This window comes from Shewanella sp. 10N.261.52.F9 (assembly GCF_041471165.1).
In the GTDB taxonomy this organism is placed as follows: domain Bacteria; phylum Pseudomonadota; class Gammaproteobacteria; order Enterobacterales; family Shewanellaceae; genus Shewanella; species Shewanella marinintestina.
The window spans coordinates 292,342-316,667 of the sequence record NZ_JBFRNX010000013.1 but is presented as its reverse complement, the minus strand read 5'-3'; the positions used below and the strand labels follow the sequence as shown (position 1 = coordinate 316,667).

The window sequence follows — 24,326 nt, the reverse complement described above, 5'->3', positions numbered from 1 at the left end:
ATAGAAACAGTACTTTAGCTAAGCGTTAATCTCGAACGTTAACGCGAAAAAAACAGTCGACTGCCAATTAAGGAATAGAGAGTGCAGCACCTAATAGATTGCCACGAATAAGCTGATTTTAATAACCAGTCAGTTCCATATAGCCTAAACCACTATGGCTGCCGCTTATGCTAACCGGTCCCTCCCAATAGGGAATGGACAATGGCATGCTGGCATTAGGATTAAGCGCTTGAGTTGAGAGCTCAATGGTTTGTGAGGGAATAGATATATCCCAAGCTACCGGGTATCGACCTGAATCTGTTTGTTGCCAAGCAGTAGCAGTCATCGAGATCTGCTCACTATTGATCTGTTGACCACTGCCGTCAGGGTACATACGTCTACCACTATAAAAGTCTTGTTGTTCACCACTATTATCTCGCAGCTGAAATAGCATTAATGCAGAGCCATCATCGAGTCTAAAAGCAAACCAGTCCCAGCCTTGTTGAGTTTTCGATAAAAACTGTGAACTCCACTCTCTATCAAGCCAGGCATCACCGCTGACGTTTATGGTTTTGCCATCTCGTTCGATAGTGCCACTGACCTCGATAAAAGGTTGGCTGTAGTAATAGCTTGCTACCGTGCCTGCGGCATTTTTGCGGCTATAACCATTGTCGCCCTGTAGTTGAAATGGCGCCTGACTGTCGAGTTGCAGTTGATAGCTAAATTCTGTGGTGTTGGCAGACAGCGTGGCTGGGAACAACTGATCGTTATGGCTTTGCCACTGCCAGTCGTCTTGTTGGATCCGCAGTGGCGACACCTGTGTGCCGGCAAAATGGGCATTACCTCGGGTCCATTTTTCTGCGGCAAGATGTTGCTGTTTACTGGTCATAGCTGTGTGCGACATATACAGCTGCTTAGTCTGCCAATCCGATGTGAATTGTGTTTGAGTCGGTGATGGTGGAGCAAGGGCAATGCGGAACTGAGTCCATTGTAGCCCCAGCGGCTCACCACTTTCGGTGGTTAAGTTAGCAGTTAAATACCACCACTCTTGACGAAAGCCATCGTGAGCTTGGTGATCGGCTGGGAAGCTAAGTTGCTTACCTGGCTGCACCGGCGAATAACCTTGAGTGTTACCATCTAATAGCTGCCCCATGCCACTTGATGCATGGCTAGAATTTTTATTATCTGCAGACTCATAGAAGCAAGCAGTTAATAGCAGGCTGAAACTGAGTACTGCAAAGCTGCGTACTATACAGGGAGCTATGCTGCGAGTGATAAGTGTTAGCTTTACTTTGCCTAGATAGTGGCTCTTTAGCTTCATAATGCCTCCTGCTGCAAACTGCTTATCAGTGGTTTTCGGGTCTGCCACAATAAAGGCAGAATCACAGCAACAGCACTGGCAATGATTGCGATAACCAGTACTCTAAAATAAGCCTGCCAATCCCACACCATGGCGATACTCCAGCCAAAGGCTTGTAAGGTCACTTTATTGATCAGCAAGTAACCCAGTAGTGCTCCCGTTGGCAAGGCCAATAAACAGGTAAACAGCACGATTAGTAACATCTGCCCTGACACTAAAGCGCGTAGTTGATTGCGGCTTACTCCTAATGCATAAAGCCTAGCTAGCGGGGCTTGCCGCGCTTGAGTCAGCATTAAGCAGGCGCTGAATAAGCCTATGGCGGCAACCAGTAAGGTTAAGCTGTTTAACACTAAAGTAATTGAGAAAGTTCGCTTAAAAATCTCCAGTGCGCGCTGTTTTATTTTGGTTTGGTTATACATCTGCGCAGCTGATAAAGGCACTTGTTGTTGCAGTATGGCTTCTAGTTCTTCAATGTTGTCGGCATAACTCGCTGCAATGCTGGTTGGGGGGACGGGCAGGTTGAGTTGTTGCCAGGTTTGTTGACTCACAATTATTTGGCCTAGTGGATTGCCATAATCATAAAAAATAGCACTGACAGGCAGCGGGGCTAGTACCGCTTTGTCAAACTCAGGCACAGTTACCGCATCCCCAATATTTAGCTGGTATTTAATCGCCATCGGCTCGCTAATCATTAAGCTACTACCGGTAAAAAAAGTTTGCCAATGATTGTCTGATTGTGACTTTATTTGGTTACTGTTTCTAAGGGAATGATCATCCCGGGTCATTAAGCTTACAGGCGCTTTTTGGTAGTGAGTGCTGTGTAGCCACTGGCCGTAAATCGCGGTTACTTTTGGCAGAGATGCGAGTAACTTTTGAGTCGGTTCCACTTTGTCACTAGGTGGACGAATATAAAGATCAGCATAAAGCCGATCGTCGAGCCAATGTTTTAAAGTGATTTCAAAGCTGCCAACCAAAGTATTCATCGAAATATTCGCTGTTAAAGCTAACAACATCGCCATCATTGCAAGTGACAAAGGTGCAATTAGCTCCTTGCTTTCTGCGACCGCATATTGCCAAAGACCGTTTTTGGTTAGGCGCTGTACTAAAGACAATCCAACCTGCAATACTAGCGGTAAGAGCAATGGAATTGCTATGGTTACCACACCAAGCAAAGCGAGGCTTTGCTGATAATTTTGAGTAAATGGAAATAAAGCCATTGCCGCTGCGAGCAGCAATACCGCGATAGTGAATAGTTTTCGGTGTTGCTTGTTTGCATTGCTTTGCTGCTCAAACCGGCTTGCACTGCGTGCTAGCGGTTGCTTAGCCAAGGTATTAAACAGTGGGTAGCAAGCCAGCAGTGCTGCTGCAAAGGTTAGCGCTATCGCTTGGTACAACCAGCTCCACTGCCAGATCCCCGGCATTAACCTTGCTCCATAAAGCTGTTCAAGCGTCAGGGCTATCATAGGCTGCAGCCAATGGCTCAGCTGTAAACCAAGAACAAAACCAGCTAGAGAGCCAATTAATACCAAACTAAACAGCTCTATCAATAGTGCCAGTAATAAGCAGCGCTGCGGTACACCTTGTTGCTGCAGTTGTACTAACAGTTTTTGCCGTTTGAGTAAGCTATAACGCACGCCGTTATAAGCAATAAACAGGCCGACCACAAAGGCGAGCAAGCTCATGGCAGTAAGATTTAAATGAAAGCTACGAGTTAAGTCGGTAAGGGCTTCACCGTCATCTTGAACTGCCAAATTAAAGTGACTGCTAGTTTGTTGATTAAAGGCTTTATTTACTTGTTGGGTAAGGGATTCGGCCTGGCCAAAAAGGGCGATATAACTAAGTTGATTAGGTTTATTGAGCAGCTGCTGCCCTAGAGAAATATCCATTAGTACCGCGTTGCCTAGACCCAAGCTATCATCTAACTCAATAACATCTAGGTTAATGCCGTTTAACAGCATTTTACCCTTAGGAGCAACCTGATTGGCAAAGCTTTGGCTGAGTAAAATTGACGGAGCGCCTGCCAACAGTTTAGCAAGAGGTAGATCTGCTGATAACAATGACAAGCTCTGTGCTTCATCGCTATTATCTGCTTTGTCATTGCTGCTAGCTTGTTGACTCTGAATGGATAACGCCGCAACTAAATCGCTCGCTTGAATATCCCAATGCTGACCTTGTTCGTCGATTGCTGTACCAGCTATTACCGCTAATGCTTGAGTGACACCTGCTTGCCTAAGCGTGAAGTAAACAGATTCATCGACAGTCTTGCTACCAGTGATAGGTGCGAGCACTAATTGGGCTCGTTGGCTTAATAGTTCAGTCGCTTCTGAGTAACTGCGAACAGCATTGGCGTTGGTTGCACGCACACCAATAAGTAAAGTAACCGCAAGAATAATCCCTAATAAAATAGCGCCCGCTTGCAAAGGCGACTTTAAATAGTGCCGAGCGAACACTCCTAAGCTTAAACATATGGTTAAGCCATTATCTCCAATCGCTTGGCTACTCATGGATCTTACCTTGCTCAAGATGCCAGCGCCGCTGCATAAAGCTGGCACACTCATTACTGTGAGTCACCATTAGAATGCTAGTTTGTGATTCATGGGCTAGCTGAGTTAACAGCGCCATGACCTGCTGACCGGCTTTTTCATCCAAGTTACCGGTTGGTTCATCAGCTAATAACAGACTTGGCTTGTGGGCGAGTGCGCGAGCAATCGCGACTCTTTGTTGCTGTCCACCTGATAGGGTCTCGACGTTGCGGGTTTTAACTTCCTCTAGCCCAAGTTGGCTCAAAAGGTAGTCACACCAAGGGCTCCAGTTTTGTTGATTTAAACGCAGAGAAAAGGCGATATTATCGCGGACATTGAGTGGAGTAAGTAGATTAAATTGTTGGAATACAACGCCTAAGTGTTGACGCCGAAATTGGCTCCATTGTTTATCTTGCCAATGAGTTGTGTCACTCGAATTGAGCAGTAACTGGCCTTGTTTGATAAATTCAAACCCACCAATAATATTTAATAGGGTGCTTTTGCCACTGCCGCTTGGCCCTGTGAGCGCCACAGTGTCTGCTCGGTGAATAGTAAGACAGATATCATCAAGTACTTGGTGATATTTATCCCCGTCATCAAAGCCTTTCGAGACTTGCTTTAGCCTAACAATCTCACTGCTCATTACAACTCCTGTCGTTGGCATTCCCTAAAAGGTTTAGATTAATTTATCATGCTTTTGAGCTTATACGTATCTGTTTCACAATAAGATCTTTTATAGGGTTAAAGCGTATTTGTTGAACTAACCTTAGAAAGGTAAAGCAGGTTTTAGCCTAAGTGGAACACTCAATTCGTGCTGGATAATTAAGCGTTTTTTTTGTTGTGGTAATCGAGCTTAAGTGGTAACAATTAGGTGTAGGTAACTAAAAATGCTCTGGAAAAAGAAATCACATTCTTATTGGAGTGAGGTCGTAACTATAACGCTATAAGCTTGCCAGTATTTACACACTTCAACAGCTATTGAGTCCCAGTGGTTAGCTGGTGGATATATAACTCGAATAGCAACAGTAACCCAAATAAACTTAGCCCTGTGGAAAATGGATATGAGCAGACTTCGTACCTTTCGTAGCCGAATTTTAGCGCAAATGGCCTTGCCATTGATTGCGATAATGGCTGTAGTTTTCAGTGTAAATGCTTGGTTTAATTATCAAGCCGAAGAGCGTGATATTTATGCTCACCTCGGCCAAAAAGCACAAAACGTTGCCTTGCGTATTCAACATTTTTTACAAGGAGCAGAAACCAACACCGCCTCGATAGCTGATTTTTTGGCTCAAGCCGATAAACAGGAATTACTTGCTGATAAGAACAAGCTGCACGACATACTGACTCGACGCTTAGACAGGCATCCAGACTATTACGGCAGTGCTATTGCTTTCCAACGATTTTTTATTGAAAACCGTGAGCTCTATGCTCCTTATGTATACCGTAACGATGGCCAGATAGAGTTACTCGATATCGGTGTCGATAGTTATGACTACACCAATGGAGATTGGGATTGGTGGAGCAAGGCCATCGTGAACCAAAATGGTTTTTGGTCAGAGCCTTACCTTGATGAGGGCGCAAGCGATGTAATGATGCTCAGTTATTCATTGCCCTTTGGTCAAAGTCCCTCTTTTGACGGCGTTGTGACCGTCGATTTAGGCCTAAATAACCTGCCGAAGATGGTAGAAACTTCTGCTAAACGCCTCGTGATTATTAATGACAGGGGCCAGCTGATTTACCACCATAACCGCAGTTTATTATTACAAAATAGCAGTGAAAAGTGGCTGTCTCCCTCTAAAGATAATCAAAGTTTTCTCGATCTAGCCAACCAAGGTAAATCAGGTTTTACTCATATAGAAGATAGTTTGGGGGGACGCTTCCTTGCGAGCGTGGCCGTGGTACCAGTGCTTAATTGGCGGGTGATTTTAATGACGCCAGAGGAAGAGCTGCATAATGAGTTTTTAAAAGGGTTTATTACGTTAGTACTTAACTTACTGTTGTTCTCGATTATTTTATTTTTAACCGGCTACGTTACCGCAAGCAGGTTGACTCGTCCTATTGAAGAGCTTGAATCAGGGATTATGGCGTTTGGTGCTGGTGACGCTAAACGTATTGAAAAGCCCAAAGGGGCTGCGAGTGAAATCGTTACCTTAACCGATAAGTTTAATGATATGGCTGAGGTGCTGGCGGAGCGAGAAGCGGCGTTGCTTGACTCTCGCGGTAACCGTTTTGCCAAGTTGATTGATGGCATGAGCGATAAATCATTTTATTGTTCACTAGGGCCCTCTGGTGAAATTGTTCGAGTTAGCGAAGGGGTGGAAAAGGTTCTAGGCGTATCGCCTGACCTACTAAAGCGCAAATATCAGCGCATGTTTTCTGATAACCCAATTAACGAGCAAAACTGGCAATATATGGATAAGGCGCTAAAAGGTGAAAATGTGCCGCCTCACCAAATAGAAATGATTGATGCCAGTGGAGCTACTCGTCATCTTGATGTGTTTATGCAGCCACTGCTTTCTGACAGGCAAGAGTTATTGTCGGTGGAGATGCTGTTTAATGATGTCAGTGAGCAGTTCTCTGCAGCTGCTTGGTCAAATGCGGTATTAGAATCCGCACCAGAGGCGATGTTAATTGTCGATGAGTCTGGTCAGTTAATCTTTACTAATAGCCGTTGTCAGCTGCTGTTTGGTTACGATGAAGCGCAGATGAAAACCATGACCGTGGATAAATTGGTGCCAGAAGCTAATCGTAGCGGGCATGCAGCGCAGCGAGCCAAGTTTGTGGCAGAAGGTCGTGACCGCAAAATGGGCCTAGGTATGGGCGCAACCTTAATGGCTATTAAGGCTGATGGCAGTGAGTTTCCTGTAGAAATTAGTCTTGGGTTATTGCCAGAAGATGAAGAGGGCAAGCGTCAGGTTGCTGCAACAGTGCGCGACATGACGTTAGAGCTAGCCACAGCACAACGAATTAAAGACAGTGAAAACCGTTTTCGCGGTCTAGTGACCAATATTCCGGGGGCGGTGTATCGCACGCGAATTGATGAGTCTTGGCTGATGGAATATGTCAGCGATAATATTAGCGATATTACCGGTTTTCCCGCTTCTGACTTTATCGAAAATACCGGCCGTAGCTATGCCAACTTAATACTGGAGCAAGATAGAGATTTCGCGCGACAGACTATTGAAGAAGCCCTTTTAGAGCAAAAGAGTTTTGAAGTGCAATATCGTATAAAGCATCGTGATGGCAGCATTCATTGGGTGCATGAAAAAGGCAAAGCGATTTACGATGATAACGCCGTTGCGCTTTGGTTTGATGGCAGTATTAATGACATCACCAGCAGTAAAATTGCGCAAGAGGAGATCGCGCAGTCTCAGCAGCAACTCGAAACGATTACCGAATCCATTCCAAGTACTGTGTATCAAATGCATTGGTGCAGTGATACAGAGCGTACTTTTACCTTTTTATCAAGCGCCTGTATTGCCACTTTAGGCTTTCACCGTGATGAAGTGCTGAATAACTTTGACCGAGTGGCAGAGTGTATTGTTAGTGAAGAGCGATCCCATATTATAGAGGCGCTATCAGGTAAAAGCAGTAAAGGGCTGCAATGGACTGAAGAGTTTAGGTATCGCCACCCAATAGGGGATATTCGTTGGCTACAAGCTGGCGCTCATGGTGAGCTACAGAATGACGGCTGTATTATCTGGAACGGTTACCTTATGGATATTAGCGACCGTAAGCAAATTGATAAGGACTTAGAGGAACGGGAAGCCCATTTTAGAGCGCTATTTGATAATGCAGGTATCGGCATTGTAAATGTCGATGAGAATGGCGTGGTATTAGATTGCAACGAGCAATTTAGTCAATATATGCAATGTACAACTGATGAGATAAAAGGCCGCTCTTTCTTTGACTATCAATTTGATGCCGACCGTGATGCCACAAGAACCTTGTTTAAAGAGCTGACTGTTAACGGTAATGATTGTTTAACTTGCGAAGTGCGTTTGGTTAACCATGCATCCGAGTGTATTTGGATGGATTTGACCTTAACGCGATTACAAAATTCACAAGGCGAACTCAATTCGGTAGTGTTATCCATGGCTAACATCACCTCATTAAAGCACCTTTCTCAAGAGTTAACTCAAGCCAAAGATAGCGCTGACGCTGCCAGCCAAGCTAAGAGCGACTTCTTAGCTAATATGTCCCACGAGATCCGCACGCCAATGAATGCCATTATTGGTATGTCACAGCTTTGTTTGCAGACTGATTTGGACTCTAAGCAGCAAAATTACGTACAAAAAATTGACCGCGCCTCTAAGTCTCTGCTTGGGATCATTAATGATATTCTCGATTTTTCTAAGATTGAAGCAGGCAAGCTTGATATTGAGTCTGTGCCGTTCCAACTCGATACCATGCTCGAAGATTTGAGCGATATGTTCTCAACCAAAGCTGCTGATAAGCAACTAGAGTTGATGTTTGCTGTTGCCCCGAATATCCCAAGACACCTCGAGGGCGATCCTCTGCGCTTAAGCCAAGTGCTTATCAATTTAATGAATAACGCGATTAAGTTTACTGAGCAAGGTGAAGTCTTGCTGTCGATTAGCCAATTGGAGCAAGTCGATAACCATATTATGCTCAAGTTTAGTGTGCGTGATAGTGGTATTGGGTTAATGGAGGAGCAGCGCAACAAGCTGTTTAAGTCATTTAGCCAAGCTGACACATCTACCACACGTCGCTATGGCGGTACTGGACTCGGGCTGGCGATAAGCAAGCAGTTAGTCGAGCTTATGGGGGGGGAGATAGGAGTCGAGAGCCAGTTTGGTTACGGCAGTACTTTTTACTTTACCGTAGGGCTTAAGGTTGCAGATAAGAAGCTATTAAAGGTTAAGCAAGAAGTTGAAGGCATGCGTATTTTAGTGGCCGATGATAATGCCACTGCTCGAGACATATTGCGCACTACTTTAGATAACATGGGCTTTAAGGTCGATGTCGTCAAAAGTGGTCTTGAAGCGGTTGAACGCTGCCAAACTCAGGACTATCCGGTTGCACTTATCGATTGGCTTATGCCCGAGATGGACGGGCTTGAAGCCGCGCAAAAGATCTTATCCGACCACAGTAACCCGCCTAAAATTCTTATTGTTTCGGCTCATGCTAATAGCGAGTTTACCGAGCAAATCGCCAATAGTGATATCGCAGGCTTTATCACTAAACCTATTAGCGCCTCGCGATTACTTGACGGCATTATGTCGTCCTTGGGTAAAAACGGGGCTATGCCAGTCAGGCGTAGCGGAGTGGCGGTGAGTCAAGAACTGCTAGCGCAATTAAAGGGTAAACGTGTGTTGTTGGTCGAGGACAATGACATGAACCAAGAGGTCGCCAGCGAGTTTTTAGAGCAAGTTGGTATAGTGCTGTCGATTGCCGAAAATGGTCAAGTGGCGCTTGAAAAACTGGCGCTACAAAGTTTCGACCTAGTATTAATGGATTGCCAAATGCCAGTAATGGATGGTTATCAAGCAACACAAGCACTTAGAAAAATCCCTAATTTGTCAGACTTACCGGTAATCGCTATGACGGCTAATGCCATGGCAGGCGATCGCGAGATGTGTTTGCGCGCAGGCATGAATGACCATATTGCCAAGCCGATAGAGATATCGCTGCTCTATACTACATTATTGCACTATTTGTCAGACGATAAGAGTGCTGAAACCACCCTTGAAATCGCAGAGCAGGAACCAACTGAAGACGTTAACTTTTGGCCAACTCACCAAGCAATTGATGTCGATAAAGGTTTGCAACTGGTGCAAAACTCAGTGCGCCTTTATAGGCGGATCTTTGAGCGTTTTCACTCAGGTCAACAAGATATTGTTGCTCAAATTAAGCACGCTTTAAGTCAAGAACAGGTAGACGATGCTATTCGTTATGCGCATACCTTAAAAGGCGTGTCAGGCAATTTGTACTCGGCTCAATTGGCGGAGCTTGCAAGGCAGATTGAGAGCAAATTGATAGAGTCTGCAACCGCGGATGTCAGCGCCGAACTGACAGAGTTATCAGCGCTAATTGAATCGGTTTGTAAAGCGATTGAAGACTGGAGTGCCTTGTTAAATCAAGATATGGGCGTAGCAGTGAGTGCTTCGAGTGAAGCGCTCATGTCGGAGTCTGAACTTGCTGAGGCTGTAGCGAGTTTACTGCAGATGTTAGAAGATGCGGATGCCGATGCTGTGGATAAAATGCACACCATTAGTGCCCACGTATCCGAGTCCTTGTGGCAGAAAATGAGCCCAGCAGTCAGTATGGTTAATAGCTATCAGTTTGATGAGGCTGCTGAATTAATTGAAGCCCTTTTTAGGGAGCAACTTACGCCTTAATGACTCATTTTGAGACATTGATTGCGATACTTTCTGGTTTGAGGTTTACCTACTGAGGATATTTGCTTGGCTATACTTGGTGGACACCATTGCGCCCGAGAGGGGGATGCAATAGACCTAAATAGATGATGTTTTTATTTTGCTTATGATAGTGCTTCAAGTCTAAAGGAGATAAGGCTTAATGGACAAAGCAACCATTTTAGTTGTGGACGACACACCAGAGAACATAGATATCTTGGTAGGGATCCTAGCGCCCAACTATAAAGTGAAAGTGGCGATTGATGGTCCCAAGGCATTAGCATTAGCGGTCAAAACACTGCCTGATATTATTCTTTTAGATGTGATGATGCCTGGCATGAATGGTTATGAAGTGTGTAAACGGCTTAAGCTTGAGCCATTAACCAGTCATATACCGGTGATTTTTGTCACCGCCCTTAGTGATGTTGCCGATGAAACCCAAGGTTTTGAGCTTGGTGCGGTGGACTATATCACTAAGCCTGTGAGTGCTCCTGTAGTAAAAGCGCGAGTGAAAACTCATTTAGCCTTGTATGATCAAAAACGATTACTTGAGCAAGAAGTTAAAGCACGTACCAAGGAGCTGGAAGAAACCCGCTTTGAGATTATTCGTCGTCTTGGTCGCGCAGCAGAATATAAAGATAATGAAACTGGCTTACACGTAGTAAGAATGAGCCATTATGCTCGCTTACTGGCAATTGAATCGGGCTTACCCGCTCAATATTGTGAGTTGATTTATAACGCCGCACCTATGCATGATATAGGTAAAATTGGTACGCCAGACTCTATTTTAAAAAAGCCCGACAAGCTTAATGAAGAAGAGTGGCAAGAGATGCAACGCCATGCAGAAATTGGCGCTGAAATCATTGGTGAACATAGTGACCCATTACTAGAAATGGCACGCAGAATTGCAATTAGTCACCATGAAAAATGGGATGGCACTGGTTACCCACATGGTTTAGCTGGCACCGATATTCCGATAGAGGGGCGCATTATCGCAATAGCGGATGTATTTGATGCGCTAACATCAATTCGCCCTTATAAAAAAGCCTGGTCTGTAGAAGAAACCGTTACGCTAATTGAGAATGAATCAGGCAAGCATTTTGATCCCGAGTTGGTAGAGCATTTTAAGCAAGTTGTGGATGAGGCGATAAAAATCCGCGATAGCTATGGCGAAAATACGTAGTGGCATTACTGAATCGGCATAACTTTGTATGAGTTAGCAAAAAGGCGCATTAAGCGCCTTTTTTATTAACTAACAGAAGTCAGGTATTAACTGCAGCTTAGTCTTGTTCTTCTAGCGAGTATGGCAATGCGATAAGGCTAAGTTCTGAAGCTTCATCACCGGCAATTCTTAATTTTGCATCAAGCTCAGTGTCGTTAGCCAATACAGCTGTTAGCAATATTTGGCCATCACGTTGTACGCTTTCAATAATGGTACCTGCACGGCGGAAGCCTTCGCCATCTTCTAAGGCGATTTCAAGTTGGCTGTCACTTGTTAATGGCGTAGATACGTTGCCGCTTACAATATAGAGTGCGCGCTTATTACCGCCGCGATACTTCATACGTGCTACCGTTTCTTGTCCCATGTAGCAGCCTTTCTTAAAGCTAATACCATTAACCGCCTGCACATTACACATTTGCGGTACAAACTGGCCTTGGTGGGCTGCGGCAATATTTGGGTAGCCAGCTAATACTTCCAGTGTTTGCCATGCGCTAGCATCAAAGATTGGCTGCTCGATTTTGGCGATTAGTGCATCGCTATCAGTTCTATCGATAGCTAGGATATAACGGCCGTTATCATGAATAATCATGCCATTATCAATCAAGGTTAGTTCAGCATTAAGCTCACCAAACTGTGTGGTTAACCAAGCTTTAGCTTGTTCGCCCGCAACACCTAGCAGTAACCAAGAGTCAGTGACGTCGGCTAAATCAGCTTTGCTAAATACTGCGTACTTTTGCAGTTGCGGCAAGTCTAAAGCTAAGGTGTCTTTTGGCATCAGCAAAAATAGCGTGTCGTCTTTAGCAAAGGTTCTAAAGGTCGCTAGCATTTTACCTTTAGGGTCGCAGTGTGCGCCCCAGCGCCATTGGTCACTTTCTAGCGAGCTAATATCGGTAGTGACTTGGCCGTGAATAAAGCTGCGACCTTGCTCACCTGTTACTGACATTAAGCCTAGGTGGGTTAACTCTGAAAAAAGGAGAACAGGCTGTTGTTCGTTAAGAGGCCAAGTTGGCTGAGAAGTTGACAGCGTCATGCGAGAGTCCAAGAAGTAAACCAATAAGGACAATGATTGTACCGCTAATTTTTTACTCTGCAAGCGCAGTAGCTCAAACTCTTTGTGCTTAGGTTGATAAAAATAAAGGCCGTATAAAGTGATTTATACAGCCTAATGTCGCGCTATTAGGTTTGTGCTAACGCATTTGGTTTACTGCTTCAATCAGTGAAGTAAACGGGTTCTAATCGTGCCTTCAATTGCTTGCATCTCAACTAAGGCTTCATCAGCTTGATCTGAGTCTACTTCCATCACTACATAACCAATTTCAGCGGTAGTTTGTAGATACTGAGCAGCAATGTTGATACCTTTCTCTGCAAACGCCGAGTTAATCTTGATTAGAATACCTGGGCGGTTGTGGTGAATGTGCAGTAAGCGTGACGTACCAGTATGCTGCGCAAGAGACACCTCAGGGAAGTTAACTGCTGTCATGGTAGAGCCATTATCAGAGTACTTAGCCAGTTTACCAGCAACTTCAATACCGATGTTTTCTTGTGCTTCTGCTGTGCTGCCACCTACATGAGGCGTTAGTAACACGTTATCTAGGCCACGTAATGGACTGATAAACTCATCATCATTTGACTTAGGTTCAACTGGGAATACGTCGATAGCCGCGCCAGCAAGGTGATTTTCTTTTAGCGATGCAGCTAAAGCATCAATATCGACTACTGTGCCGCGAGAAGCATTAATTAAAATACTGCCTTTACGCATATTGGCTAACTCTTCAAAGCCAATCATGTTTTTAGTTTGTGGTGTCTCAGGTACGTGCAAACTTACTACATCAGAAATAGACAATAGTTGCTGTAATGAATGCACTTGTTGAGCGTTTCCTAGTGGTAGCTTGTCTTCAATATCGAAGAAAATCACTCGCATACCTAAGGTTTCAGCAAGAATACCAAGCTGAGTACCAATATGACCGTAACCGATAACACCTAAAGTTTTGCCACGAGCTTCATAGCTGCCTGAAGCGCTTTTTAGCCAGCCGCCGCGGTGAGCTAGCGCGTTACGTTCAGGGATCCCACGTAGCAGCATGATTATTTCGCCTAATACTAATTCGGCTACGCTGCGAGTGTTAGAGAACGGGGCGTTAAACACAGGTACACCCAGTTTTTCAGCCGCCTTAAGGCTGACTTGATTGGTGCCAATACAGAAACAACCAATGCCAACTAATTTTTCAGCGCGGGATAATACATCTTCAGTCAATTGGGTACGGGATCGAATACCAATGAAATGTGCATCTTTAACGGCAGCATGAAGCTCGCCTTCAGCAAGTGATGCTTTGTGATATTCGATATTGGTGTAACCGGCACGTTCAAATACATCTACCGCAGATTGGTGGACGCCTTCCAACAGCAGGATCTTAATTTTATCCTTGTCCAGCGAGTGTTTCGCCATGATTTATGTACCCTTTTAGTTTATATGTATTATGTATACTTAATGCCACCGCAGAGACGACTAAACTCTACGTTGTAGGAGTGGTTTGGGTATAGACTATCAATGTACTAAGGACTGCAAAGCTTCGACAATAGATATTTACGTCAAAAGCGTAACAGAGGTAACAAAGTAGCACTTTTTTTTGGTGCTGTGGAGGGCTAGATGGCTAAAGTGTTTATTCTTAAATTAGAACAATATGGTATATGAGGGCATTATTTTGCATAAAAGCACTGTGTGGCTAGTGATATTCTTCGCTGTATTGATTTGGTCAGGGATTAACCCGAAAGATCAATTTACCTGGTTTTTAGAAGTGGCACCGGCAATCATTGCCTTGCCGATTTTAATCTTTACTCGTAAAAGCTTTACGTTAACCAGTTTAGCCTACGTATTGATTTTAATTCATTGCGTGATTCTGATGGTGGGCGGGCATTATACCTATGCCGAAGTCCCTCTATTTGACTGGATTGCCGATTGGACGGGGGGGGATCGTAATAACTACGATAAGGTTGGTCACTTTGCTCAAGGCTTTATCCCTGCGCTGTTAGCTCGTGAAGTGTTTATTCGCCTAAGTGTGGTTAAGGTTGGCGCTTGGTGTAATTTCTTAGCTATCTGTTTCGCATTAGCATTTTCTGCTTTTTATGAGCTAATTGAGTGGTGGGTTGCCGAGCTTACCGGTGAAGATGCCGAAGCGTTTTTAGGTACTCAAGGTTATGTTTGGGACACGCAATCAGATATGGCAATGGCACTTATTGGGGCGATTGCTGCTATGGTATTGCTAAGTCGTTTGCATGATAAGCAATTGAGTGCAAAACTAGCAGAGTCTAAATCGTAAGAGGTTAAACCACTCTAGCGCAGCATCAGGGTAGTAAACTCTGTATACTTCTGTTGCTTTTAGCCGAACACATGATGTGCTCGGCGTAAATGTTTAAAATAATGCCTTAGTCATTTCTGTTTCAAGTCGGCAAGCTCTTAGCGGTTCTGAGTTATTCAGAACTTCCACAGAGCTTGTTCTATTTAGCGGACAGGCAAAACTTTTCAGGGAGAAAAGTGATGAACAAAATTGACGAGATAGTCTTCCTTCATCAAATGGCGTCCCCTTGTCATTTGGCCATACTTGCAGACTCAATCGGATTGAAAACGCGAGTAGTATCAGACGTTGAGCAACTCGAACATAACAGTAATAAAAGCTGCTTTTACCTGGTTTCACAGCAAGGTGCTGCCCTCGACAGCAACGGTATTCCATTAGTCGCCACTCAGTTGGTTAAACATGTTCCAGTGGCACTTTATCAAGTGGACCGAGATAGGTTAAATGGTGAGGCGGCATTGCTAAGTGGTATTAGCGGTTTACTATTTTTAGATGAGCGTATGGATCTGCTGTTAACCGGGTTGAAAAAAATGCTCGATGATGAACTGTGGTTTGATAGACCTTTGCTTAGTAAGGTCTTTAAGCACCTGGTGAGTAAGGTTGATGTGTCGAGCAACCTAGCAAATGAAAGCTCTGAAACTTTAGAAGTGCTGACAAATCGTGAGAAAACGATTATTCAACTGGTTTCGAGTGGTGCACGCAACAAAGAGATTGCTACTAAACTTAGTATCAGTGAGCATACCGTTAAAGCGCATATATCTTCTATTTTTCGCAAAACTCAAGCCAGAAACCGAGTCGAATTATTACGCTGGGCGCAGTCGTTCCAGAGTCATCTAGATCTGTTCGCTTTGAGTCATTAATCACAACGTAGTGATTATATAGTGCTGTTCTTGCTATAAGCCTATGGCCTGCCGCTGAATTGCGGTAGGCGTTATCTACCATCATATAAAGACACTTTATCGGCTTATACTTGCTAAAAGCTCCAGCTATTTTTAAAAACGCCGGCGCTTAGCTCTATTTATTCGCTAGTTATCTATGTAGCGTCTAGGTTGATGAATTTATGATACAGAGATTAATGACTGTTTTAGCGGAATTTAATCTTGGTTTAATTGAATGCAATGAATAATAGCGTATCTCATGGTAAGTGCTGAAAATGTGGCTTTAGCAGTAAAATTATTATTTAGAGTTTATTTTTCCAGTTATAAACTTTCAGTTTTGTTGTTAGTTGATCTGTTTTTGTTCTGTTTTACTCGCAACAACCCCTTTCGTTAAATCTTAATTAGCTCTTTCAAATGTTGCTTTAGGTGGCTTTTTGTTTGGGGATGGTTGCCACCTTGTTTGGTTGATGTTTGGTTAGTATTGCCATTAGGTTCTATCATTTTTATTAGCTATCAATTCTCGCCATTAACCGCTAAAAATCATATTTATCTAAGCTAAATTGTCGCTATATCCTTGCAGCAAATTGCCGGCTGTATACACTGCGGACACATCAAGATTTAAATGGTAATAAAGTTATGGAAGTTTTCGTCAGTTTGTTCGGTATGCTTTGTCTTATGGGACTAGCAGTGGCCTTATCAGAAAATAGAAAAGCAATTAACCTTAGAACAGTATTAGGGGCTCTCGCATTCCAAGTGGCTTTTGGTGCCTTTGTTATGTACGTGCCAATGGGGCAAGCGGTGCTTGATGGCGCATCAAATGGCGTAATGCACGTTATTGGCTACGCTAACGAAGGTTTAACCTTCCTGTTTGGCGACCTAGCTAAGTTTGGTGTTGGCTTTATCTTTGTGATTAATGTGTTATTTGTAGTGGTATTTATTAGCGCATTGATTGCTGTACTTTATTACCTAGGCATTATGCAGTTAGTTATTGGCCTGATTGGTGGCGGCTTATCTAAGTTACTCGGTTCTAGCCGCGCGGAATCGTTATCTGCAACGGCTAATATCTTTGTTGGCCCAATTGAAGCGCCATCAATGGTGCGCCCATTCGTAAAGCACATGACTCGCTCTGAACTATTTGCGGTAATGACGGGGGGGTTAGCGTCAGTTGCTGGTGGCACCATGATTGGTTATATCCAGATGGGGGTTGACGTTAAATACGTACTGACCGCTGCATTTATGACCGCGCCTGCAGGTTTGCTGTTTGCTAAATTAATGTGGCCAGAAACTGAAACGCCAACTAACGACATCAAAAAAGTGATGGATGATGTAGATGACAAGCCTGCAAACGTACTCGATGCAGCCGCTGGTGGCGCTGCAATGGGTATGCAACAAGTTTTGTCTGTGTCTGCATTGCTTTTAGCATTCGTTGCACTTATCGCCATGGTTAACGGCATGCTTGGTGGTATCGGTGGCTGGTTTGGTATTGAAGACCTAACCATGCAAGCTATTTTGGGTTACCTACTGGCACCGCTTGCTTGGGTGATGGGAGTACCTTGGAGCGAAGCGACACAAGCGGCATCGTTTATTGGCCAAAAGATGGTGATTAACGAGTTTGTTGCCTATATCGATTTTTTGAAGGTGGCTGATCAGCTATCTGAAAAAACGCAAATCATTATCAGTTTTGCTCTGTGTGGTTTCGCTAACATTGGTTCATTAGCCATGGTGATTGGTGGCTTAGCGGCACTATGCCCTGAACGTCGTCACGATTTAAGTGCACTAGGTATGAAGGCGTTAATCGCTGCAGCTCTAGCTAACTTAATGAGCGGTACTATTGCTGGTTTGCTCTACAGCTTAGCAGGTTAATACGCCTCTAAGTTTAGTTTGAAATGTTTATATTTTTTATATAGAGCAGTCGTTTACTAGCGCAAACAACTGCTCAATTTTTAAGGAAGTATCATGACTCCACATATCAATGCCGAAAACGGTGCATTCGCTAAAACAGTATTAATGCCTGGTGACCCACTACGTGCTAAATACATTGCCGACAACTTCTTAGAAAACGCTGTATTGATTACAGACGTGCGCAATATGTTGGGCTACACAGGTGAATACAAAGGCAAGAAGATCTCTGTAATGGGGTCTGGCATGGGTGTGCCGTCAATCTCTATTTACGCAAAAGAGTTAATCACAGATTACGGTGTTGAAAACATCATTCGTATTGGCTCATGTGGTGCAATCAGCGATAAAATCAAGCTGATGGACGTCGTTATTGCTATGGGTGCAAGCACTGATTCAGGTGTAAACAGAACTCGTTTTGCTAACACTGATTTTGCGATGATTGCAGACTTTAACTTACTTAAGCGTGCTGCCGATTCTGCTGAAAAGCTAGGTGCTAGCTACCATGTAGGTAACCTATATACGTCTGATCTGTTCTACTGCGCTGATGAAGAGCGTTACGACTTGATGGAAAAGTACGGTATCTTAGGCGTCGAAATGGAAGCGGCTGGCCTTTATGGCGTAGCAACTGAATTTGGTGCTAACGCATTAGCCATGATGACGGTAACTGACCACATTCGCCAAGGTCTGCATTTAACTGCAGAAGAGCGTCAGCAAACGCTAAATGACATGATTAAGCTCACACTAGACGCAGTGGAAGAGCTTCTTTAATCGCGATTAATGGTCGCTTAAGTTTACTTGAGTATTTTGTGCGTTATTAATGCTACTCAGTAACAATTAGTTTGACTGCAATGCTTTACCCTATGGCCGCGGCTAGGCACATTAAGTTGGACGCATTTGCGTCATCGACAAAAAATATTAAGCCTAGTCGCGCGCCAATTCAGCCCAAATAGCAAATCCGCTGTTTGGGCTTTTTTATACTGACTTCAAACTTTCATTCTGTCGTTGGTTTCAGCCATTCCTGCCAGCGAATCAAATTATCGATTCACCAGTTAAAACCACCCAGAAAATTTTGATAGGTTTAAAGATCTTTGCAGACAAAGTAGACTAGTTGCACTAATAGTATTTTTGGAAATAGAAGATGTCGATTTGGTTTAAGCCAGTAACGCTTGAAGTCTGTGCAAAAATGGATGCAGGTATGCATGGTAAAGGCACCTTGATGCAAACCATGGGGATCACCATTACCGAAATTGGTGAAGACTATATGGTTGCAACTATGCCTGCATCGCCCGCTATTCACAATCCGCTGGGCATTGTTCATGGCGGTGCAAACGTGGCTCTAGCTGAAACTGTCGCGAGCTATGCAGCAAATTTCGCGGTCGATTTTGAAAACTATTACTGTGTGGGACAAGAGATTAATGCTAACCATCTTAAAGCGTCACGTAATGGTACGTTAACGGCTACAGCTAAGCCAGTTCATTTAGGGAAGCGCAGTTCGGTTTGGGAAGTGCTTATTCATAATAGTGCGGGTGAACTTTGCTGTATTTCTCGAATGACTGCAGCGGTCGTTAAGCGTTAAACAACAGCTTTATTTAGCTAAAGCCTATTGATATGACCTAAAATTAACTCAGACTTTTATTCAGATCAGTACTGATAATATGAGGATAGCGTAATGGATAACGCAACAATATGGGAGTGGGTGGGATACATAGCGTCAGTTGTCGTCGCAATCTCATTGATGATGTCTAATATCAAGAAGTTACGCTGGTGGAACCTTGTTGGTGCAGCGCTATTTGTGGCCTATGGATTAGCCATTGATGCTATTCCTGTAGCGCTAGTCAATTTCTTCATTGTACTGATTGATGCTTATTATCTGGTTAAACTTTATCAAGTTAACGCTAAATTAAAAGACGACAGCTAACAAGTGACAATCTATATCAATGGCTATTTAAGTGTAAAAATCGTAACTAACGAGGCGAAACTCGCTCATTTCGCCTCTATTTAACAAATGTAAATAGAATTTAAAACGTTTCCTTTCCAATAAAATCCCGCACTTACATCAAGATGTAGCATTTTTTTAGCATTCCTCCCCTTAATTGCGATACCGAACCAGTGTAAAAATCTGAACAATTCATTGATTGATTAACATCAAGATTAGAATCGTGCTTGCGGACTATTCTCCAACTCCCTAATTAAATTAGTTTTTATTTTTAGAGCCACTTCCAAAAAAATGTTAATCTGCAATTCAGTTTAGCGTTATCTATTTTAATCGTTTTCTTGTTTTCGGTTGTGGGCCTATTATCAGTTCATCGACATACGGCATTGATGCCATATCGCCATAGCGTATCGCATATAGAGGATAAACCATGGCCACACTATTTGATTTAATCGAAACTTGGCTCGAAGATAGCCAAGATCAGGAGTAATTTATGAGTCAGCAAAATCGAGTTCTTACTGCACAAAACGGCGCACCAATTAGTGATGACCAAAACTCATTATCAGCAGGTGAGCGTGGCCCGTTATTACTTCAAGATTGGCACCTTATTGAGAAGCTGGCGCATTTTAACCGTGAGCGAATTCCTGAGCGTATCGTGCACGCTAAAGGTACTGGCGTTTATGGTAAGTTCACTCTGACTCGTGATATGAGTGAATACACAATAGCTGACCACTTTAACGGTGTCGGTAAAGAGACTGAAACTTTTGTTCGCTTCTCGACAGTCGGTGGCGAAATGGGTTCTGCAGATGCAGAGCGTGACCCACGTGGCTTTGGCCTACGTTTTTACACTACTCGTGGTAACCACGATATTGTAGGTAATAATACGCCAACATTCTTCTTGCGTGACGGTATTAAGTTCCCTGATTTTATTCATACGCAAAAGCGTAACCCACAAACTAACCTTAAAGATCCACACGCAATGTGGGACTTCTGGGCACTAAACCCTGAAGCTATGCATCAAGTTACCGTGTTGATGTCAGATCGTGGTATTCCTGCTAACTACCGTCAAATGCACGGCTTTGGTTCACACACATTCTCTTTCTGGAATGCAGAAGGTGAGCGTTTCTGGGTGAAGTTCCACTTCAAGACTAAGCAAGGCATCGCTAACTTAACGGCTGAACAGGCTGATATTCTTAAAGGTATTGACCCTGATTCATCACAGCGCGATATGGTTGCAGCGATCACCGATGGTAACTTCCCTAAATGGGCTGTTAAAGTGCAAATCATGCCAGAATCTGAGGCAAATACTTACAAGATCAACCCATTTGATCTAACTAAAGTATGGCCACACGCTGATTACCCGCTGATTGAAATTGGTGAGCTAGAGCTAAACCGTTTACCGCAAAACTACTTTGCAGAAGTTGAGCAAGTGGCATTAGCGCCAAGCAACTTGGTACCAGGTGTAGGGGCATCGCCAGATAAGATGCTGCAAGCACGTTTGTTCGCTTATGCTGACGCTCAGCGCTACCGTATTGGTGCCAACTACAACCAGTTAGCTGTTAACTGCCCACATGCAACAACGGCTAATCATCATCAGCGTGGCGGAGCAATGGCGGGTACACAGTGTCCATTCTCTGGTAGCCAAACAGGTGGTGATGCAAGCAGAAACTACGGACCAAACAGTTTTGATGGCTTGCAAGACCAAGCGCAATTTGCTGAGCCACCACTGCGTTTAGATGGCGAAGCTGACCGCTACAGTCGTTACGACCAAGATGATTTCAGTCAAGCAGGTGACTTATATCGTTTACTGCCAGAAGATGAAAAAGCGCGCTTGATTGCTAACATCGCTGGTACATTAAGTGTAGTAAGCGAAGCGACTAAACTGAAGATGGTAGAGCACTTTACTGCAGCTGACAGTGACTACGGTCAGCGTGTTAAAAGCGCAATCGGCATGTAACGCGATTCCGCTAACTTTGCTTTAGTAAGCGTTAGCCATCAGTCAGCAACAAAAAAGGCAAAACAGTTATACTGTTTTGCCTTTTCTTTTATAGGTTGGGCTTTAGCCCATCAGGTTCATGGTTTCATAGCTAAATTTGACGGCATAAATGCCGATCTATAAAGCTGTTTCTTCTATGTTGCAGAGGGCGAGTTATTTAAGAGTAAACTCTTTGTTTTATCTAAAAAATTAAGGTTGCCACACCGAGTAGTGCAAATAACACGGCACAGCCGCGGTGGATCCAGCTCATCGGTAGCTTTTCTGCACTAAAGTGACCAGCAATAACCACTGGCACATTGGCTATTAACATCCCCAAGGTTGTCCCCAGCACCACCATAGCCAAAGCATCGTATTTCGCCGATAACACCATAGTCGCTATCTGGGTTTTATCACCCATCTCCGCAATAAAGAACAAAACAAAAGTGGCTAAGAATGGTCCCATTGCATAAAAGCGGCTTTCTTTAGCATCAACTTTATCCGGAATAAGTACCCACAGAGCAATAGCAAAAAATGAAGCGGCAACTAAGTAGCGGCCAACATCAGGGCTTATCCATGAGATAGCCCATTGGCCTAGCCAAGCGGCGGCAAAGTGATTGATTAAGGTTGAGAGAAAAATGCCGAGTACAATTGCAGTTTTATTTTTAAAGCGTGCAGCTAAAATTAGCGCGAGTAGCTGAGTTTTATCACCGATTTCAGCGATAGCAACAGTAAAGGTTGAGGCGAGCAGTGCTTCCAAGAGTTGATCCTGTAATGGGGACTTATTAGCAATAACTAAGCACGGCAGCTCTTCCCCAAATTTAAGAGGTGCGGTGCTCAGGTCTTGCTGGGTAGACTCAAAACCGACGTTTTGAACTGCTGTATGTACCATGGCATATGGCCAATTATGTTGATACACACTCAATAACCGGCGCGGACTGCCATTGCATGCAGTTGCATCAGTTTACTGATAGCTACTCCCCTGAAGCGGAGGCGGCATTATAGCGACTGCGCTGTTTTTTTCAACGCTAAAGCGAAAGCAAGCAATAAATTAATCGGTAATTTAGGACTAAGTAACGTAGCTGTCGCTTAATCTTTACACCCATGTTAACGAGTCGTGCCAAGTTGATTTTAAGTGCCCTAGAGGGCTTGCCCACAGGGAATACTGCTGTTAATGTCGTGGCAGTCATTTTTTAGAGAAAGAGCCGTAATGAAGCAATTCACTCTGTATTTTCCACGATTTATCCAGCCTCAGTGGCTAAGTTGATAAGGTGAATACACGTTTTATTTAACTAGCCGTTGGGGCCAATTGGAATCTTCAAGGTCGATGATGACCAGATTCGATTGGGGGCAGTTATTGATATTGTTAACTTGCAAAATTCTCTCCCTCAAAGTCGTTCTAAATCTGACCTACAAAAATAAATTATAAAATTTAACAGGACAATTTTGTGAACTCAAAAATACTTGGCTCGATTGCCATTGTTGCCGGAACGGCAATTGGTGGCGGTATGTTGGCGTTGCCATTGGCAACCGCATCGTTAGGCACAATTCCCGCACTGCTATTACTTATCGCTATTTGGGGCGTATCAATTTACACCTCGCTATTGATGCTTGAAATCAATTTGCGCACCGGTGTAGGGCTTAATATGCACTCGATTACCGGCAAGACTTTAGGCCGTGTAGGACAACTCTTTCAAGGTGCGTCTTTCTTAAGTTTATTATTTGCATTAACCATGGTGTATCTGATGGGTGGCTCGTCGCTGCTTGAATCAAAGATGGATCTTGTTGGCATGGAGATGGATAACCAAATCGCCGTGTTAATCTTTACGGCCATTTTTGGTGGTTTGATTGCCGTTGGAGTACGCTGGATTGATAAAGTGTCGCGGGTTTTATTCACTTCGATGATAGCGCTGTTAGTGATTGTGGTGGCGTATTTACTACCAGAAGTCGATATGAGTCTAATGATGAAAGACTCAACAGAAGGCTTAGTGGCTGGGCAAGACCTAACTAACCTTTGGTTAGCGGCGATCCCCATTGTATTTACCTCATTTGGTTTCCATGTCTGTATCGCGACAATCGTGCGTTACTTAGATGGCGACGCCATGTCACTGCGTAAAGTCTTGATTATCGGTTCAACCATTCCACTCGTGTGCTATATCCTGTGGTTAATGGTGACCTTAGGCACTTTAGGTGGTAAAACCGTTTATGCTTTTGATGGCTCTTTACCTCAGTTAGTGTCAGCGTTACAAGGTGTGGCTGAGTCATCAATTTTACAGCAGTTTATCGATCTGTTTGCAAACTTAGCCTTGGTAACATCTTTCCTTGGTGTGACCATGAGTTTATTTGACTACATTGCTGAACTGACTCGCGCTAAAGAAAACGCTTTAGGTCGCGCACAAACTTGGTTACTTACTTTTGTACCACCGTTATTGTGCGCACTGTACTACCCAGATGGTTTCTATAAGGTCTTGGGTTATGCAGCAATTCCATTGGTAGTGATGATTATCTTCCTACCGATTGCTATGGCGATTCGTCAGCGTAAGCAGAACCTAGGTGGTTACCAAGTGAGTGGTGGTAATGGCGCATTAGCCTTAGCGGGCTTAGCGGGTTTAACTATTATCTTGGCCCAGCTTTGGGTTGCGCTATAATTGAATTTATAGCGAGAAAATAACGCTTATGGCTAGGAACACTGCTTTGTAAGAGAGTAATTCATAGGCTGTTGTTACCCGCGCATCATGTGATAAAGTCGAGCACTAATATGAAAATATTGGCTCGGCTTTTTTGTTTTTGGGCCTAAATACTTTTAAATAATAGAGAAGTAAAAACCAAGCTTA

The 24,326-nt window shown here is 43.8% G+C and carries 16 protein-coding genes; 10 read left to right on the top strand and 6 right to left on the bottom strand.

Going from position 1 to position 24,326, the window contains the following annotated elements; genetic code table 11:
* Positions 1–118: 118 nt before the first annotated feature.
* The 3 genes from AB4298_RS10375 to AB4298_RS10365 are packed head-to-tail and all read right to left on the bottom strand — an operon-like array spanning position 119 to position 4,504.
* A complete protein-coding gene (locus AB4298_RS10375; protein ID WP_371986640.1) occupies positions 119–1,300 on the bottom strand; it encodes a lipocalin-like domain-containing protein in 1,182 nt (393 codons plus the stop codon).
* A complete protein-coding gene (locus AB4298_RS10370) occupies positions 1,297–3,843 on the bottom strand; it encodes an ABC transporter permease (protein ID WP_371986638.1) in 2,547 nt (848 codons plus the stop codon). Before AB4298_RS10370 ends, AB4298_RS10375 begins: the two co-directional genes overlap by 4 nt.
* Positions 3,836–4,504 carry an ABC transporter ATP-binding protein gene (locus AB4298_RS10365; protein ID WP_371986636.1) on the bottom strand — a complete coding sequence of 223 codons (669 nt, stop codon included), beginning with the start codon at positions 4,502–4,504 and terminating at the stop codon, positions 3,836–3,838. The genes AB4298_RS10370 and AB4298_RS10365 overlap by 8 nt, the downstream gene beginning before the upstream one ends.
* A gap of 412 nt (positions 4,505–4,916) precedes the next feature.
* On the opposite strand from AB4298_RS10365, the gene AB4298_RS10360 reads away from it, so the two are divergent.
* Entirely contained in the window at positions 4,917–10,223 is a 5,307-nt protein-coding gene (locus AB4298_RS10360; RefSeq protein WP_371986634.1) for a PAS domain S-box protein, read from the top strand.
* 181 nt (positions 10,224–10,404) lie between these two features.
* Positions 10,405–11,424, top strand: coding sequence for an HD domain-containing phosphohydrolase (locus AB4298_RS10355; RefSeq protein ID WP_371986632.1), 1,020 nt, complete (start codon positions 10,405–10,407; stop codon positions 11,422–11,424).
* 97 nt (positions 11,425–11,521) lie between these two features.
* Here AB4298_RS10355 and ygfZ read toward each other — a convergent pair whose 3' ends face one another.
* A complete protein-coding gene (gene ygfZ, locus AB4298_RS10350; protein WP_371986630.1) occupies positions 11,522–12,493 on the bottom strand; it encodes a tRNA-modifying protein YgfZ in 972 nt (323 codons plus the stop codon).
* 183 nt (positions 12,494–12,676) lie between these two features.
* Complete coding sequence (gene serA, locus AB4298_RS10345; RefSeq protein ID WP_371986628.1) at positions 12,677–13,906, bottom strand: phosphoglycerate dehydrogenase; 1,230 nt, start codon at positions 13,904–13,906, stop codon at positions 12,677–12,679.
* Positions 13,907–14,141: 235 nt separating this feature from the next.
* On the opposite strand from serA, the gene AB4298_RS10340 reads away from it, so the two are divergent.
* The 7 genes from AB4298_RS10340 to katB all read left to right on the top strand — a co-directional run bounded on the left by AB4298_RS10340 (position 14,142) and on the right by katB (position 21,477).
* A complete protein-coding gene (locus AB4298_RS10340) occupies positions 14,142–14,777 on the top strand; it encodes a DUF2238 domain-containing protein (RefSeq protein ID WP_371986626.1) in 636 nt (211 codons plus the stop codon).
* Positions 14,778–14,995: 218 nt separating this feature from the next.
* Positions 14,996–15,670 carry a helix-turn-helix transcriptional regulator gene (locus AB4298_RS10335; RefSeq protein WP_248998207.1) on the top strand — a complete coding sequence of 225 codons (675 nt, stop codon included), beginning with the start codon at positions 14,996–14,998 and terminating at the stop codon, positions 15,668–15,670.
* 654 nt (positions 15,671–16,324) lie between these two features.
* On the top strand, positions 16,325–17,551 hold the full coding sequence (locus AB4298_RS10330; RefSeq protein ID WP_371986624.1) for a NupC/NupG family nucleoside CNT transporter: 1,227 nt from the start codon (positions 16,325–16,327) through the stop codon (positions 17,549–17,551).
* 90 nt (positions 17,552–17,641) lie between these two features.
* Complete coding sequence (gene deoD / locus AB4298_RS10325; protein WP_248998311.1) at positions 17,642–18,355, top strand: purine-nucleoside phosphorylase; 714 nt, start codon at positions 17,642–17,644, stop codon at positions 18,353–18,355.
* A gap of 370 nt (positions 18,356–18,725) precedes the next feature.
* Positions 18,726–19,163: a PaaI family thioesterase gene (locus tag AB4298_RS10320; RefSeq protein WP_248998209.1), complete on the top strand. Its 438-nt coding sequence runs from the start codon at positions 18,726–18,728 to the stop codon at positions 19,161–19,163.
* A 93-nt stretch (positions 19,164–19,256) separates the two neighbouring features.
* Entirely contained in the window at positions 19,257–19,505 is a 249-nt protein-coding gene (locus AB4298_RS10315; protein ID WP_371986623.1) for a hypothetical protein, read from the top strand.
* A gap of 508 nt (positions 19,506–20,013) precedes the next feature.
* Positions 20,014–21,477 carry a catalase KatB gene (gene katB, locus AB4298_RS10310; protein WP_248998211.1) on the top strand — a complete coding sequence of 488 codons (1,464 nt, stop codon included), beginning with the start codon at positions 20,014–20,016 and terminating at the stop codon, positions 21,475–21,477.
* A 220-nt stretch (positions 21,478–21,697) separates the two neighbouring features.
* Here katB and AB4298_RS10305 read toward each other — a convergent pair whose 3' ends face one another.
* Positions 21,698–22,252, bottom strand: a complete 555-nt coding sequence (locus AB4298_RS10305; RefSeq protein WP_371986747.1) for a TMEM165/GDT1 family protein — start codon at positions 22,250–22,252, stop codon at positions 21,698–21,700.
* Positions 22,253–22,940: 688 nt separating this feature from the next.
* Here AB4298_RS10305 and AB4298_RS10300 point away from each other — a divergent pair.
* Positions 22,941–24,140, top strand: a complete 1,200-nt coding sequence (locus AB4298_RS10300; RefSeq protein ID WP_371986621.1) for an amino acid permease — start codon at positions 22,941–22,943, stop codon at positions 24,138–24,140.
* Positions 24,141–24,326: the final 186 nt, after the last annotated feature.